General features: G+C 76.1%; 14 protein-coding genes. 9 read left to right on the top strand and 5 right to left on the bottom strand.

Features of this window, described 5'->3' with window-relative positions; all coding sequences use genetic code 11:
• Positions 1 to 94: 94 nt before the first annotated feature.
• The 6 genes from rpmG (at position 95) to K1J57_RS29800 (ending at position 5079) form a co-directional block, all read left to right on the top strand.
• A complete protein-coding gene (gene rpmG, locus K1J57_RS29825) occupies positions 95 to 259 on the top strand; it encodes a 50S ribosomal protein L33 (RefSeq protein ID WP_220562022.1) in 165 nt (54 codons plus the stop codon).
• 64 nt (positions 260 to 323) lie between these two features.
• Entirely contained in the window at positions 324 to 566 is a 243-nt protein-coding gene (locus K1J57_RS29820) for a type B 50S ribosomal protein L31 (RefSeq protein WP_220562021.1), read from the top strand.
• Between the two features lie 60 nt (positions 567 to 626).
• Positions 627 to 797 carry a 50S ribosomal protein L32 gene (gene rpmF / locus K1J57_RS29815; RefSeq protein ID WP_220562020.1) on the top strand — a complete coding sequence of 57 codons (171 nt, stop codon included), beginning with the start codon at positions 627 to 629 and terminating at the stop codon, positions 795 to 797.
• A gap of 181 nt (positions 798 to 978) precedes the next feature.
• Complete coding sequence (locus K1J57_RS29810) at positions 979 to 3357, top strand: lysylphosphatidylglycerol synthase transmembrane domain-containing protein (RefSeq protein WP_255646703.1); 2379 nt, start codon at positions 979 to 981, stop codon at positions 3355 to 3357.
• A gap of 149 nt (positions 3358 to 3506) precedes the next feature.
• Positions 3507 to 4340, top strand: a complete 834-nt coding sequence (locus tag K1J57_RS29805; protein ID WP_220562019.1) for a MetQ/NlpA family ABC transporter substrate-binding protein — start codon at positions 3507 to 3509, stop codon at positions 4338 to 4340.
• 88 nt (positions 4341 to 4428) lie between these two features.
• Positions 4429 to 5079, top strand: a complete 651-nt coding sequence (locus tag K1J57_RS29800; protein ID WP_220562018.1) for a hypothetical protein — start codon at positions 4429 to 4431, stop codon at positions 5077 to 5079.
• Between the two features lies 1 nt (position 5080).
• Here K1J57_RS29800 and K1J57_RS29795 read toward each other — a convergent pair whose 3' ends face one another.
• The 4 genes from K1J57_RS29795 to K1J57_RS29780 form a co-directional block, all read right to left on the bottom strand.
• Positions 5081 to 6331, bottom strand: coding sequence for an MFS transporter (locus K1J57_RS29795; RefSeq protein ID WP_220562017.1), 1251 nt, complete (start codon positions 6329 to 6331; stop codon positions 5081 to 5083).
• A 129-nt stretch (positions 6332 to 6460) separates the two neighbouring features.
• Positions 6461 to 6895 (bottom strand): MarR family winged helix-turn-helix transcriptional regulator, encoded by a 435-nt coding sequence (locus K1J57_RS29790; RefSeq protein WP_220562016.1) that lies wholly within the window; start codon positions 6893 to 6895, stop codon positions 6461 to 6463.
• A gap of 9 nt (positions 6896 to 6904) precedes the next feature.
• Complete coding sequence (locus K1J57_RS29785; RefSeq protein WP_220562015.1) at positions 6905 to 7558, bottom strand: response regulator transcription factor; 654 nt, start codon at positions 7556 to 7558, stop codon at positions 6905 to 6907.
• Positions 7555 to 9009 carry a sensor histidine kinase gene (locus K1J57_RS29780; protein ID WP_220562014.1) on the bottom strand — a complete coding sequence of 485 codons (1455 nt, stop codon included), beginning with the start codon at positions 9007 to 9009 and terminating at the stop codon, positions 7555 to 7557. The genes K1J57_RS29785 and K1J57_RS29780 overlap by 4 nt, the downstream gene beginning before the upstream one ends.
• A 119-nt stretch (positions 9010 to 9128) precedes the next feature.
• Between K1J57_RS29780 and K1J57_RS29775 the strand changes: the two genes are divergently transcribed.
• Positions 9129 to 10622, top strand: a complete 1494-nt coding sequence (locus K1J57_RS29775) for a serine hydrolase (RefSeq protein WP_220562013.1) — start codon at positions 9129 to 9131, stop codon at positions 10620 to 10622.
• Between the two features lie 86 nt (positions 10623 to 10708).
• Here the strand turns inward: K1J57_RS29775 and K1J57_RS29770 are convergent, their stop codons facing one another.
• Positions 10709 to 11698 carry a CPBP family intramembrane glutamic endopeptidase gene (locus K1J57_RS29770; RefSeq protein ID WP_220562012.1) on the bottom strand — a complete coding sequence of 330 codons (990 nt, stop codon included), beginning with the start codon at positions 11696 to 11698 and terminating at the stop codon, positions 10709 to 10711.
• A 133-nt stretch (positions 11699 to 11831) separates the two neighbouring features.
• Here K1J57_RS29770 and K1J57_RS33815 point away from each other — a divergent pair, with 133 nt between their 5' ends.
• Both K1J57_RS33815 and K1J57_RS29765 read left to right on the top strand, forming a co-directional pair.
• Positions 11832 to 13088 carry a sensor histidine kinase gene (locus K1J57_RS33815; RefSeq protein ID WP_255646702.1) on the top strand — a complete coding sequence of 419 codons (1257 nt, stop codon included), beginning with the start codon at positions 11832 to 11834 and terminating at the stop codon, positions 13086 to 13088.
• Positions 13076 to 13801 (top strand): response regulator transcription factor, encoded by a 726-nt coding sequence (locus K1J57_RS29765; protein ID WP_255646701.1) that lies wholly within the window; start codon positions 13076 to 13078, stop codon positions 13799 to 13801. Before K1J57_RS33815 ends, K1J57_RS29765 begins: the two co-directional genes overlap by 13 nt.
• Positions 13802 to 13865: the final 64 nt, after the last annotated feature.

Below are 13865 nucleotides of genomic sequence, written 5' to 3'. Positions count from 1 at the left end.
GCGGGACTCGCGTCGCGCGGAGGAAATAAAAACGGTTATCATTTCCTTCTAGGGTGCACAGCGGCCCCGCAGTCCACAGGTGAAGGAGAGTCCCATGGCGCGCAACGACGTCCGCCCCATCATCAAGCTCAAGTCCACGGCCGGGACCGGATACACCTACGTGACCCGCAAGAACCGGCGCAACAACCCCGACCGCCTCACCCTGCGCAAGTACGACCCGGTGGTCCGCCGCCACGTCGACTTCAGGGAAGAGCGCTGACCCCGCGCCGCACCCCGGCCGCCACCGCGTACACGCACCCCGACCCCGGAAAGGGCACACGGACATGAAGAAGGGCATCCACCCCGACTACCGCCCCGTCGTCTTCCGCGACCGCGCCGGCGACTTCGCCATCCTCACCCGGTCCACCCGGACCAGCGACAAGACGGTCGAGTGGGAGGACGGCAACACCTACCCGGTGATCGACGTCGAGATCTCCAGCGCGAGCCACCCGTTCTACACCGGCAACGCCCGCGTCGTGGACACCGCCGGCCGCGTCGAGCGCTTCAAGCGCCGCTACAACAAGTAAGACACACGGTGACGGCGGGGCCCGCGGGCCCCGCCGCCGAACATTCCAGGACAGGACACGATGGCCGTACCCAAGCGCAGGATGTCGCGCGCCAACACCCGCACGCGCCGCTCGCAGTGGCGGGCGAAGACCCCCGACCTGGTGCCCCTCACCCTGGGCGGACGCGAGTACCTCGTACCGCGCAACCTGGTCCCGGCCTACCGGCGCGAACTGCTGCCCCCGCCGGCCTGACGCCGTCCGGCCCGACACGGCCCGGCCCGACACGGCCCCGGGCACGGGGGCGCCCGCCGGGCGCCCCCGTCCGCGTCTCCGGGGCGCCGCGCGCCGGGGCGGCCGGGAGGCGCCGAACGGACCGCGCGAAACGCCCCCGTCCCGGTGCCCGTGCACTCCCGCCGTCGGGCAGGCTGGTGGGGTGACGACGACCGCCACGGGGGACCCGTCCCCCGGCCCCACCACAGTGCGCGCTCCGCGCAGACCCGTCGACCTCCTCGTGGGGGTCGGCGGACTGTGCGTGATCGCGGTGATCCTGCTCGCCGCCCGGGCCGCCACCGACGGCCAGGCCGGCCCCGACGCCCTGCGCTCCCTGCTGCCCGCCGGACCGCTCTTCCTCGCCGCGCTGGGCGCCAACCTCGCCCTCATCGTCCTGATCTGCGCCTCGGTCCTGATCACCCTCTTCACCGGGGCCCTGCGCGACCTGCTGCGGGCCGGCGCGGCCGCCGTCGCCGCCTACGCGCTCACCTCCCTGGTCAACGCGGTCCTGTACACGCTCATCGGCCCCGACCGGGTCCCCCCGGGCCTGCCCGGCGCCCCCGGCGACCTGTTCACCGGCGCCACCCTGGGCTATGTCGCCGCCGCCCTGGCCTACCTCCTCACCATGCCGGCCGGCCAGCCCCGCGTGCGCTCCCTGCTGTGGGCCGCCACCGCCACCGCCGCCGCCTGCGCCCTGCTGGCCGGGGTCACCAGCCTGCCCGCCCTGCTGCTCACCGCCGTCGCCGGCGCCACCTGCGCCGGGCTGCTCGGCTACGCCGTCGGCGCGGGCACCCCGCCCCCCGCCGACGACGCGATCCGCGCCGAGCTGCGCCGGTTCGGCCTGGAGCCCGCCGACGTGGTCCCGGCCGGGACCGACCCCGAGGGCGACCCCCGCCACCTGGTCGAACTGGCCGGCGGCGGGCGCGCCGAGGCCGTCGTGCTCGGCTCGGAGAACACCGCCGGGTTCTGGCGGAGGCTGCGCGACCTGCTGCTGCTGCGCGGCCCCTTCGCCCCCCGCATGCTCTACGGGGTGCGCCGCCGCGCCGAGCACGCCGCCCTCATGGCCCACGCCGTGCGCGACGCCGGGGTGGCCACCCCCCGGGTGCTGGCCGTCGGCGAGCCCCGGCCCGGCACCGTCCTGCTGGTCCGCGAGCTGCCCGGGGTCCGGCCCCTGGACGACCTGGCCGAGGAGGAGTTCACCGACGCCCTGCTCGACCGCTGCTGGGAGGCGCTGGGGCTGCTGCACCGGCACCGCATCGCCCACGGCGACCTGCACGGGGCCACCGTCGGGACCGACCTGGAGCACGGGGGGATCGTGTTCACCGGGGTGGGCCGCGGCTCGGTGGCCGCGCCGCCCCTGACCGTCTCCCTGGACTCCGCCGCCCTGGTCGCCCTGCTGGCCACCCGGGTGGGCGCCGAACGCGCCGTCGCCTCCGCCGTGCGCGCTCTGGGGGTGCCCGCCACCGCCGCGATCCTGCCGTTCCTGCAACCGCCCGGGCTGCCCTACCCGCTGCGCCGCGCGCTGCGCGCCCGCAAGGGGCTCATCGGCCGGCTGCGCGAGGCGGTGGTCGAGGTCGCCCCCGAGGCTCCCGCCGAACCGGCGCGGGTGGAGCGGATGCGGCCGCGCACCGTGGTCAGCGTCATCGTCGCCACCGTGGTCGGCCTGGTCCTGCTCTACCAGCTCACCGGCGTGGACCTGAGCGCCGTCGGCCGGGCCGACCCGGGGTGGGCGCTGGCCGCGTTCGCGATGTCCACCGTGTGCATGGTCGCGGCGGCGATGGTGCTCATCGGCTTCGTGCCGGTCAGGCTGCCCTGGTGGCGCAGCGTGCTGGTGCAGTACGCGGCGTCGTTCGTGCGCATCGCCGCCCCGGCGGGGCTGGGGTCGATCGCCGTCAACACCCGGTTCGCGATCAAGGCCGGGGCGTCCACCCCGCTGGCGCTGTCGGGGGTCGGGCTCGGCCAGCTGGTCGGGCTGCTGGTGCACGTGCCGCTGCTGCTGGTGTGCGCCTACCTGACCGGGACCTCGTACTGGACGGGGTTCACGCCCTCGCCGACGGTGGTGACCATCGCGATCGCCGTCACCGTGCTCGTCGCGGCGGTGCTGCTGGCGCCGAAGCTGCGCCGGGCGATCGCCGACCGGGTGCGGCCCTACCTGCGCGGGGTGCTGCCCCGGCTGCTGGACACCCTGCAACGGCCGGCCTCCCTGGCGATCGGGCTGGGCGGGACCGTGCTGCTGACGGTGGCGTTCGTGCTGTGCCTGTACTTCTCGGTGCTGGCGTTCGCCCCGGACGCCGCGCAGGTGAGCCTGGTGGCGGTCGCCGTGGTGTTCCTGGCCGGGAACGCGGTCGGCTCCGCGGCGCCCACCCCGGGCGGGCTGGGCGCCGTGGAGGCCGCGCTCATCGGCGGGCTGACGACGGTGGCGGGGGTCCCCGCGGCGGTGGCGCTGCCCGCGGTGCTGCTGTTCCGGGTGCTCACGTTCTGGTTCCCGGTGCTGCCAGGGTGGGGGGCGTTCTCCTACCTCCAGCGGCGGGAGGCCGTCTGAGGGGCCGGTAACCTGGAGGAACGCCGGAAAAGTACCCATCCGTGCGGTTTGTCACAGAAGTCCGCGCGCGGTCGCGGCGGCGGTTAGTCCTGATTTAAGGTCGGATAAGTAGGAAATAACCGACCGGAACCGTGCAAAGGACCCCGACGATGCGCCGCCTGACCCTCGCCGCCCCCACCGCCGCCGCCGTCCTGGCGGTGGCCGCCTGCGGCGCCCCCTCCGAGAACGCGGCCGCCCCCGCGGAGGGCACCGAGGTCCTCACCGTCGGCGCCACCGCGGTCCCCGCGGGCGACATCCTCGGGTTCGTCGACGCCGAGCTCGCCGCGGACGCCGGCCTCGACCTGGAGATCGTCGAGTACTCCGACTACATCGCGCCCAACGCCGCCCTGGCGGAGGGGCAGCTGGACGTCAACCTGTACCAGCACGAGCCGTTCCTGCTGGAGTACAACGAGGGCAACGGCACCGACCTGGTGGCCGTCGAGCAGGTCTACCTGCCGCCGCTGGGGCTGTACTCCCGCACCGTCGACGCGGTCGACGACCTGCCCGAGGGCGCGGAGGTCGCGCTGCCCAACGACCCCACCAACGAGTTCCGCGCCCTGCTCCTGCTCCAGGAAGGCGGCCTCATCACCCTCTCCGAGGACGCCGACGCCGCGACCTTCTCCCTGGACGACGTGGAGGACAACCCCAAGGACCTGGTATTCCGCGAGGTCGAGGCGGCCCAGCTGCCGCGCTCGCTGGACGACGTGGACGCCGCCATCGTCAACAACAACTACGCCCAGGAGGCGGGGCTGGACTTCCAGGAGGACTCCATCCTGCTGGAGGCCTTCGAGGACAACCCGTACGTGAACATCCTGGCCGCCCGCGCCGACAACGCCGACGACCCGCGCATCGCCACCCTGGTGGAGCTGCTCACCTCGGCCGAGACCGCGGCGTTCATCGAGGAGGAGTTCGGCGGCAGCGTCATCCCCGCCGCCCAGGGCTGACCCGCGCCCCGGCGCCCGCCCGTCCGGCCCGCCCGAGGGCGGGGCGGGCGGGCGGCGCGTGTCACCGGGGCGGGGTTGAATGGTCCGCATGAACGCACCGGAGACCGCCCGCCGCCTGCCCGCGCCCGACCGGGTGCGGGACCTCTCCCGCAGGATCGCGCTGCTGGAGTTCCTCATCGCCCCGGACAGCCCCTACCGCAAGCACGCCTTCCGCGCCGGCCCGCGCCCCGGGTGGGACCTGGCGACCATGGCCAACGGGGGAGGGGACGACTACGCGATCGCCTTCTCCGACACGTCCGCGGTGATCCGCTGCTTCGACCACGAGTCGCCGATGAGCCCCTACGCCAACGGCGAGGAGCACCGGCCGGGGACCGTGGACCTCCTGCCCGCGGAGTTCGCGGACGTCCTCGCCGACCCCGGCTTCAACGGCGGCGACCCGCTCTCGGTGAGCGCGCTGATCTGGTGGCGGGACGGGTCGGGCCGGTGGGGGACCGGGGTCCCCGGCGACATGGACGACGGCTCCGGGTGGCTGCTGGAGGGCCTCTTCCACCCGGCCCCCGAGATGCACTACCGCGACCACTTCCAGGTCTACTACGGCCGCCCCCTCGACGAGTTCGCCGTGGTGGACGCCGTCCTGGGCGAGCCGACCGAGGAGACCGCGGCCCTGCTGAACCCGGACGCCGCCGATCCCGCCGACCTGCTGCGCCGGGCACGGGAGTCGGTGGGCCGGGCGGGGTAGGTCAGGCACCGCGGGTGATGGCCTCGGCCTCGACCTCCGCGGGCTCGGGGCCGTCGTCCACGCGGCGCAGGACCCGGCGGCCGGCCAGGGCGATCAGCGCGGCCACCGCCACCGATCCGGCGGCCGCGTAGAGCGGGGCGCCGGGGGAGACGGCGACCGCGATCGCCGAGGCGGCGGGCGGGGCGACCGCGCCGCCCAGGAAGCGGACCGCGGAGTAGGCCGAGGACGCCACGGACCGGGGCAGGTCGCTCGCCTCCATGACGCACTCGGTGAGCACGGTGTTGAGCACGCCCAGCAGCAGCCCGCCGACGATGACGCAGGTGATCAGCCCGGGTCGCGAACCGATGAGGGCGCCCGCCGCCACCAGGTCCGCCGCGAGCAGCAGCAGGGTGGCCCACAGGACGCCGGTGCGCGGCAGCCGCCGGGTCAGCAGCGGCGCGCCGAACACCGAGGTGACCGCCAGCCCCAGGCCCCAGCCGAAGAAGACCAGGCCCAGCCCCGTCTCGTCCAGGCCCAGCGGGAAGGGGGTGTAGGCCAGCAGGGCGAAGAACCCGATGTTGTAGAACAGCGCGATCAGGGACAGCACCAGGAGCCCGGGCACCCGCAGCGCGGCGAACGGCGCCGACAGCGGCACCGGGTCGCCCTTGGGGACGGTGTCCCCGCGCAGCAGCACGGCGATGGTGAGGAATCCGACCGCCATCAGCACCGCGGTGCCGAAGAACGGGCCGCGCCAGCTGACGCCGCCCAGTAGCCCGCCCATCAGCGGCCCGGTGGCGATGCCCAGGCCCAGCGCCGCCTCGTAGAGCACGATCGCCGCGGCGGAGCCGCCGCTGGCGGCGCCGACGATGGTGGCCAGGGCGGTGGAGATGAAGAAGGCGTTGCCCAGGCCCCAGCCCGCACGGAACCCGATGACGGCCTCCACGGTGTCCCCGGAGCCGGCGGCCGCGGCGAACACGACGATCAGCGCGAGCCCCGCGAGCAGCGTCCGCTTGGCGCCCAGGCGGCTGGAGACCCAGCTGGTGACGAGCATGGCCAGGCCCGTGACCACCAGGTAGCTGGTGAACAGCAGCGAGGTCTGGGTGGGGGTGGCGTCGAGGCTGCGCGAGATCGCGGGCAGGATCGGGTCGACCAGCCCGATTCCCATGAACGCGATCACGCAGGCGAACGCCACGGCCCAGACGGCCCGCGGCTGCCTGAGGAGGGACGGCGCCTCCGGGGTGGACACGGTGGGTGTTGCGGTCTCCGCCACCATGGGGATACGGCTCCTTCACGGGTTCAGGTGGGGAGGACGGCGGCCTTGCGGTCGGGGCCCTCACGGGAATTCATATAGGTAACCTATGTTAATCCCCGCGCATTCCCCGGCGCGCACCGGGGGAGCCGGTCAGCCCTCGCCGCGCCGCAACCGCCCGTCCAGCAGCGCCACCGCGTCGGCCAGCAGGGCGCGCTCGTGCTCGGAGAGGTCGTCGAACAGCGGCAGCAGCGCCTCGCCGACCCGGCGGCGCCAGTCGTCCAGCGCCTCGGCGCCCGCCGGGGTCAGCTCGTGCAGGTGCGCCCGCCCGTCCGCCGGATCCGGCCGCCGCAGCACGTACCCCGAGGCGTTCAGGGACTCCACGATCACCGTCATCGTGGGCTGGCGCACCCGGCAGAACTCGGCCAGCACGCCCAGCCGCAGCGGCCCCTTCTCCTGGAGCACGCTCAGCGCCCGCCAAGTCGCCGGGGAGGTCCGCTCCCCGGTCTCGTGGGCGGCGTAGCGCGCCAGGCGGTTGCTGATGTTGATCACGCGCACCAGCAGGCGGGCGACATCCGGGTCGTTCACACGGTCAGCCTAGTCGCGCGCGGTCTCCGAGAGCCCGGCGTCGTGGGCGATGATCGCCGCCTGCACCCGGTTGCGCACCCCCAGCCGGGACAGCACCGCGCTGACGTGCGTCTTGACCGTGTCCTCGGCCAGGTGCAGGGTGCGCGCGATCTCGGCGTTGGAGGCCCCCGAGCCCAGTTGGGCCAGCACCTGGCGCTCGCGCGGGCTGAGGGTGTCGAGCCGGGCGTGGGCGTCCGCGCCCCGGCGCCGCCGGAAGCCCTCGATGACCCGGCCGGTGACCTTGGGCGACAGCACGGCGCCGCCCGCCGCCACCGCCCGCACCCCGGCCAGCAGCTCGCGCGGGGGAGAGGCCTTGAGGAGGAACCCGCTGGCCCCGCCGTCCAGCGCCCGGGCCACGTACTCGTCCCGGCCGAAGGTGGTGAGCATCGCCACCGCCGTGGCAGGGGAGGCCGCGCGCACCGCCTCGATCGCGGCGAACCCGTCCACCCCCGGCATCTGGATGTCCAGCAGCGCCACGTCCGGGCGCTCCCGCGCGGCCAGGTCGGCCGCCTCCCGGCCGTCGGCGGCCTCGCCCACCACGGTGATCCCCGGGTCGGAGCCCAGGATCGCCGCGATGCCCGACCGGATCAGCGATTCGTCGTCGGCCAGCAGCACCCGGATCATCGCGTCCCCTCCCCGTTGAGCGGTACCTCGTCCTTGGCGGCCAGCCGGTCCTGCGCGAAGCACAGCCGGTACGCGCTCCCCGCGCTCCCGGGCCACCCCGTGCCGGAACGGTAGTGGACGCACTCCCAGCCGGAGGGCGCCGCCGCCTCGGGCGGGTCGAGCATGGTCCGCGGCGGCAGCAGCGGCTCCACCGCGGAACGCGGCGCGCCGACCTCCAGCCCGGCGTAGACCGGCGGCGGCAGCACGGCCCGCGCCGACGCGGAAGCGTAGTACCCGGACCAGGCCAGGACCACGAGCAGCAGCAGCGCGGCCGGGACGGCGGCGGCCTGCACCGCCGCGCGCCGGGCGCGGCGCGCGGCTCCGCGCCGCCGGTCGGACTCCGAACCGCCCGGTCCGGGCGCGGGGTCCGGCCGTGCGGGCAGCCGGGCCGCCACGCGGAAACCGCCGTCCTCCCCGGGCCCCGCCTCGAACACGCCGCCCGCGGCCGCCACCCGGTCGCGCAGTCCGGCCAGCCCGCGCCCGCCGGAGGCCGGTGCGGGGCCGTCCCGGCCGGGGGCGCTGCGCACCGCCACGGCGAACCCGCCGTCCCCCGTCCGGGAGGTGTCCACGGCCACCGCCGCGCCGGGGGCGTGCTTGACCGCGTTGGTCAGCGCCTCGCGCACCACGGCGTGCGCGAGGACGCGCACCGGGGGCGCCATGTCCTCCCACAGCTCCGCGCCGGCCGCCGACACCTCCACCGACGCGCCGCGCGCCCCCGCCAGCAGCCCCTCCAGGGCGTCGGGGCCGACCGCTCCGCCGGCCCTGGGGATCCCGGGAGCCCGGTGCTCGGCCGTGCCTTCGGGGTCCGTGTCGGGCCCGTCGAGCAGGCCGATGATCTCCTGCAACCGCTCGACCGCGCCGATGGCCCCGGCGCCCAGCTCCGCGGCGCCGCGCCGGTAGTCCTGCGGCGACAGGCCCTCGGCCACCTCCAGGGCCCCGGCCCGGACCGCCAGCAGGCTGAGGTCGTGGCCCAGGGAGTCGTGCATGCGCGCCGCGATCCGCTCCCGGGTCCGGGCGCGCTCCCGGGCCGCCACCAGCGCGCGTTCGCGTTCGAGCAGCTCGGCCCGGCGCCATCCCAGGTCGGTGACCTCCGACCGGTACCGCAGCGCACGCCCCACCAGCCACGGCAGCACCGTGCACAGCACCGCGAACCCGGCCTGCGCGGCGGTGAGCGTCGGGTCGGCCCCCCGCACGAGCGCCGCCGCCGGCCAGGCCGCGGCGCACACCCCGGCGAGCACCGCCCCCGGGCGCCCGTACGGGCCCCACCGGCCCGCGGCCGCAGCGGCCGCCGCCACCGCGAGCGAGGGCCAGGGCAGGGCGGACGGATCGGTCACCGGGAACGCGCACGCGGCCGCGGTCGCCGCGGCCAGCAGTCCCGCCCGAAGCGTGTCGGGCCCTCGTCCTCTGTGCACCGGCCCAGGCTACGCGCGCCCCGGCCCCGGCCGCCTCACCCGAAAGTGCCGGTCGCCCGCCCCACCCGCACCCGTTCGGGGGAGGCCCGCCCCCGGGCCCGGGACCTACCGTCCTCCGCATGCCCTTCAAGAGCACCGCCCTCGCCGCCGCGGCCCTGGCCTGCCTGGCCGTCCTGGCCCCGGCGCCCCCGGCCTCCGCGGCCCCGGCCGGACCCGCCCCCGCCGAACTGGACGCCTTCGTCGCCGACCACCTGGAACGCACCGGCCTGCCCGGCGCGGCCTTCGCGGTGGTCCACGGCGACCGGGTCGTGCACACCGGCGCCCACGGCCGCGACGGCCACGGCCGCCCGCTGCGCACCGACACCCCGCTGCCCGTCGCCTCGCTGAGCAAGTCCATGACGGCGCTGGCCGTCCTGCGCCTGGTCGAGGAGGGGGCCCTGGGCCTCGACGACCCGGTGCGCGAGCACCTGCCCGGGTTCGCCACCGCCGACCCCCGCGGCGCGGACATCACCGTCCGCCAGGTCCTCGACCAGAGCTCGGGGCTGCACGACCTCGGCCTGCCCGACGGCCCCGAACCCGCCACCCTCGCCGAGGCCGTGGACCGCCTGTCCGGAGCCCGGCTCGCCGCGGCCCCGGGCCGGGAGTGGAACTACCACAACCCCAACTACCACGTCGCGGCCCGCCTGGTGGAGACCGTCACCGGCGAACCCTTCACCGCGTACCTGGAGCGCGCCGTCCTGGCCCCGGCCGGGATGGCCGACACCCGGTCGGCCTCCGACGGGGCCCGGACGGCGCCCGGCCACTTCCGCGCCTACGGCCTGAACCTGCCCGTGGCCGAGCCCGCGCACTTCGCCACCGGGTCGGGCGACATGGTCTCCACCGCCGACGACATGGCCCGCTGGCTGCTGCTCCACCTCAACGGCGGCGCCGTCCCGGGCGGGCCCCGCGTCGTCTCGCCGGAGACGGTGGAGGAGGCGCACACGCCCTCCGCGCCCAACGGGCGCACCGGGCTCGGCTGGATGCGCCGCGGCCCCGCCGACGGGGCGTCCCGGGTCCAGGTCTGGCACGGCGGCACGAACTCCACGCACACCGCCTACCAGGTCCTCGTCCCGGAGACCGGGTACGGCGTGGCCGTCCTGACCAACGTCGGCATCGCGCTCACCGAGGAGGACACCTGGGCCCTGGCCGAGGGGCTGATCGACCTGACCGAGGGGCGGACACCCGCCCCGGCGGACTCGGTGTTGTGGAAGGTGGACGCCGTCCTGGGCGCGGCCACCCTCGCGGTGCTCGCCCTGGGTGTGCGCGGGGTGCTGCGCGCCCCGGCCTGGGCGGCGGCCCGCGCGGGCCGGCCCCGGTGGCGGGCGGCGGTCCGCCTGGCGCCCTACGCCCTGCCGCCGCTGGCCCTGGCCGCCTTCGACCCGGCGGTGACGTTCGTGATGGGCGGACGGGAGGGGACCTGGCTGCAGCGGTTCTACGGCGTCCCCGCCGAACTGGTCCTGCTGGTCTCGGCCGCCCTGGTCTGTGCCGCAGTGGCGGGCACCCGCCTGTGGCGCCTCCGCCGACGCCCCGCGGAGGGGGTGTCCGCGGCCCCCGGGGCCGTGCCCTCCCCCTGAACGGCGGACGGTGCCCGCGCCCCGGGGGAGAGCGGGGCGGGGCACCGTGTCCGGCCACCGGGGCGGGGCGCTACCGGCACATGTGCTCAGAGGGACGGGGCGGCCGGCCGCGCCTCGCGGGGGAGGGCGTCGGGAGCGGGGACGGTCTGCGCCCCGCCCGTCCCCCGGAGCGGCTCGAACGGCCGCAGCCCGTGGACGCGTGAGAACCAGAGGGCCAGGCCGGCGGTGGACACGAGGGTGAGCGGCACCGAGATCAGGAGGGTGGCGGGGTCCACCGCGCCCTGGTCCAGGGACGAGGGGCTGAACGGCGCCGCCAGGAGCAGCGTCAGGTTGTTCGCGGTGTGGACGGCGATCGCCAGCTCCAGGCCCCCGCTCTTCCACACGAGGAAGCCCATGCACAGCGCGAAGACCGCGATGTCCACCTGGCCCACCCAGTCGTAGCCGTGCCCGAGCATGAACAGCGGCACCGGGAGCACGATCCCCCACAGGGGCGAGCGCAGCCAGGTGCCCAGGACCTGCTGCGGCAGGCCCCGGAACGCGTACTCCTCGGCCGCGCACTGCAACGGGACCAGCGCCAGGCAGAGCAGGAGCCCGACGACGAGCATGGGGTCCGCCCGCGGCACCGAGGCGTCGGCGGGCGGGTCGAGCAGGAACGCCCCCCAGTACACGGCCGCGTAGAGCGGCACGAGGACGGCGGCCGCCGTGAGCATCATCCGCCAGCGCAGCCGGCCCGCGACCGAGTGGAGGATCCGCGAACGGCCGCCGCCCCAGCGCGCGCCGAGGAGGACCGCCGGGATCATCAGGGCCAGCATCCCGAAGGTGAGGAGCACGTCGGTCGGGTTGTCCAGGGCGAAGGAGTCGGCGTCCGACGGCTCGGGCAGCCACGTCACGAACATCGAGGCCAGGGGCAGGACCACGACGCTCAGGAGGCCGAGCACCACGAACAGCGCACAGGCCACGGCGACGGTCGCCAGCGGCCGCCACCACCGGGACGTGCGGTGTTCGAGGAGGGTGAGCCGGTGGTACGGCAGCCCCGTGTTCGGGCGGGGCCGCACAGGAAGGGTTTCTGCGGTCATGCCCCCAGGCTGCCCGCCCGCGCCGCGCGGCGGATCGGTCGTTCGGACCAGGACCGCGCCTCATCCGCGCGGCGGAGGCGCATCAGCCGATCGGTTGATCCGGTGCGCCCGGCGCCGTCCCTAGGATGGCGGCGTGACCGAATCCGTGATGCAGGCGCCCGGACCGGACACGCGCCGAAGGCGCGCGTTCCACCGGCGGCGCGGCGTGCGCGCCGTGTTCGTCTCGGTGCTGTGCAGCCTGCTGGGACCGCTCCTCTTCCTCCTGGTGCTCGGCTTCCAGCTCGAAGAGCCCGAACCCGGCGAACCCGTGGTGATGATCGTGTTCCTGCTGGTGGACGCGCTGGTGGGCCTGGTCGCCTGCGTCGCCGTGGGTCCCGTCCACCGGTCCCGGACGGGCAACCTCCTCCTCATCCCCGCCGGGATCGTCAGCGCCTGGGCGCTGCCCGCGTGCGCCGTCGCGATCGTGCGGCTGGGGGCCCGGCGCTCCTACCCCCTGGCCGGCCTGGTCATGGCGGGCACGGTGGGCGCGGGCACGGCGTTCTCGTGGCTGTACGCCGACCTCACCGGGATCCCGCAGGAGCCCCTCCTCTTCGTGGTCCCCGCCCTCGCGCTCTGCACGGCGGTCCCGCTGTTGTGGGGCTACGCCCTGGGCACGCGGGAGGCGCTGCTGGCCAGCCTGGAGGAGCGGGCCGAAGCCGCCGAGCGCGCCCGGGTCGCGACGGAGCGCGGCCGCAGCGCCGACATCGCCCGGACCCGCGCCGAGGAGCGCAACGCCATCGCGCGGGACATGCACGACGGCCTCTCCCACCAGCTCGCGATCATCGCCATGCACGCGGGCGCCCTGGCCTACCGCTCCGACCTGCCGCCGGACCGGATGAGCGAGGCGGCCCGCACGGTCAGGGACGCCGCGGCGGACGCGAACGGCGTCCTGCGCGAGGTGCTCTCGGCGCTGCGGGCCGTCGGGGACGACGGCCCGTCGCACCCCGACACCGCGCCGCTGCCCGCCCCCGGGGCCGTCACCGACCTGATCGAGGAGGCGCGCGCCGCCGGGCGGCCGGTCGAGGCGCGATGGCACGGACTGGCCCCCGAAGACCTCGGATCGCTGTCCCCCACGACCGCCGTGTCGCTGGCGAGGATCACCTCCGAGCTGCTCATGAACGCGCGCAAGCACGCGCCGGGGGAGCCGGTGACCCTCGTGTTCGCCCGCGAGGGCGACGAGCTGTCGGTGCGCGCCTCCAACCCCCTGGCCGGCGGCGCGCCCCCGGCCCAGGGAACCGGGCTCGGGCTCATCGGTGTCGCCGAGCGCGCGCAGCTGCTGGGGGGCACCACCGGGTACGGTGGCGTGGGCGACCGGTTCGAGGTGGAGGTGAGGGTCCCGTGGCGGCGTTGACCGGGGGCTCGGGAGAGCCCGCCGTGCGGGTGCTCATCGTGGACGACGAGGCGCTGATGCGCGCCGGCCTGCGGCTGATGGTCGACGGCACCGACGGCATCGCCGTCGTGGGCGAGGCATCGGACGGGGCGGGGGCGGTGGCCCAGGTCGCGGCGCTGGACCCGGACGTGGTCCTCATGGACGTGCGCATGCCCGGCACCGACGGCCTGGAGGCCGTCCGGGAGCTGCGGGCGGCGGGCTCCCGGGCGCGCGTCATCGTCCTGACCGCCTTCGACACGGACGACTACCTCCTGGAGGCGCTGCGCGGGGGCGCGGTGTCGTTCCTGCTCAAGGAGTCCCCGCCGGAGACCGTGGTGACGGCGATCCACGACGCGGCGCGCGGCCGGCCGGTGTTCTCGCCCAGTGTCCTGTCCCGGCTCGTGGCGCTGGCCGCGGCCAACGGCGGGACCGGGGGCGGGGCGGCGGAGGCCGCGGACCCGGACCCCGCCGGGCCGCCCGGGTACGTGACCTCGCGGGAGTGGGAGGTCGGACGGCTCGTCGCCGAGGGCCGGACCAACGCCGAGATCGCCGAGGAGCTCGGCCTGAGCGTGGCGACGGTGAAGACCCACCTCGGCAACCTGTACGCGAAGCTGCACGTCACCAACCGGGTGCAGCTGGCGATCCGCGTGCTCGAACACACGGCCCGCGCCCCCGGCGGCCCGCCGCCGGGCTGACCCCCGCCCGGGTGGTCCGGGTGCCGGGGCCGCCGGCGCCCTGTTCCGCGCTCCCGGTGCGGAC

The organism is Nocardiopsis sp. MT53 (assembly GCF_019598965.1).
GTDB classification, from domain to species: domain Bacteria; phylum Actinomycetota; class Actinomycetes; order Streptosporangiales; family Streptosporangiaceae; genus Nocardiopsis; species Nocardiopsis changdeensis.
Note: the sequence above shows the minus strand (reverse complement) of the source record. Positions and strands in the feature narration are given on the sequence as shown.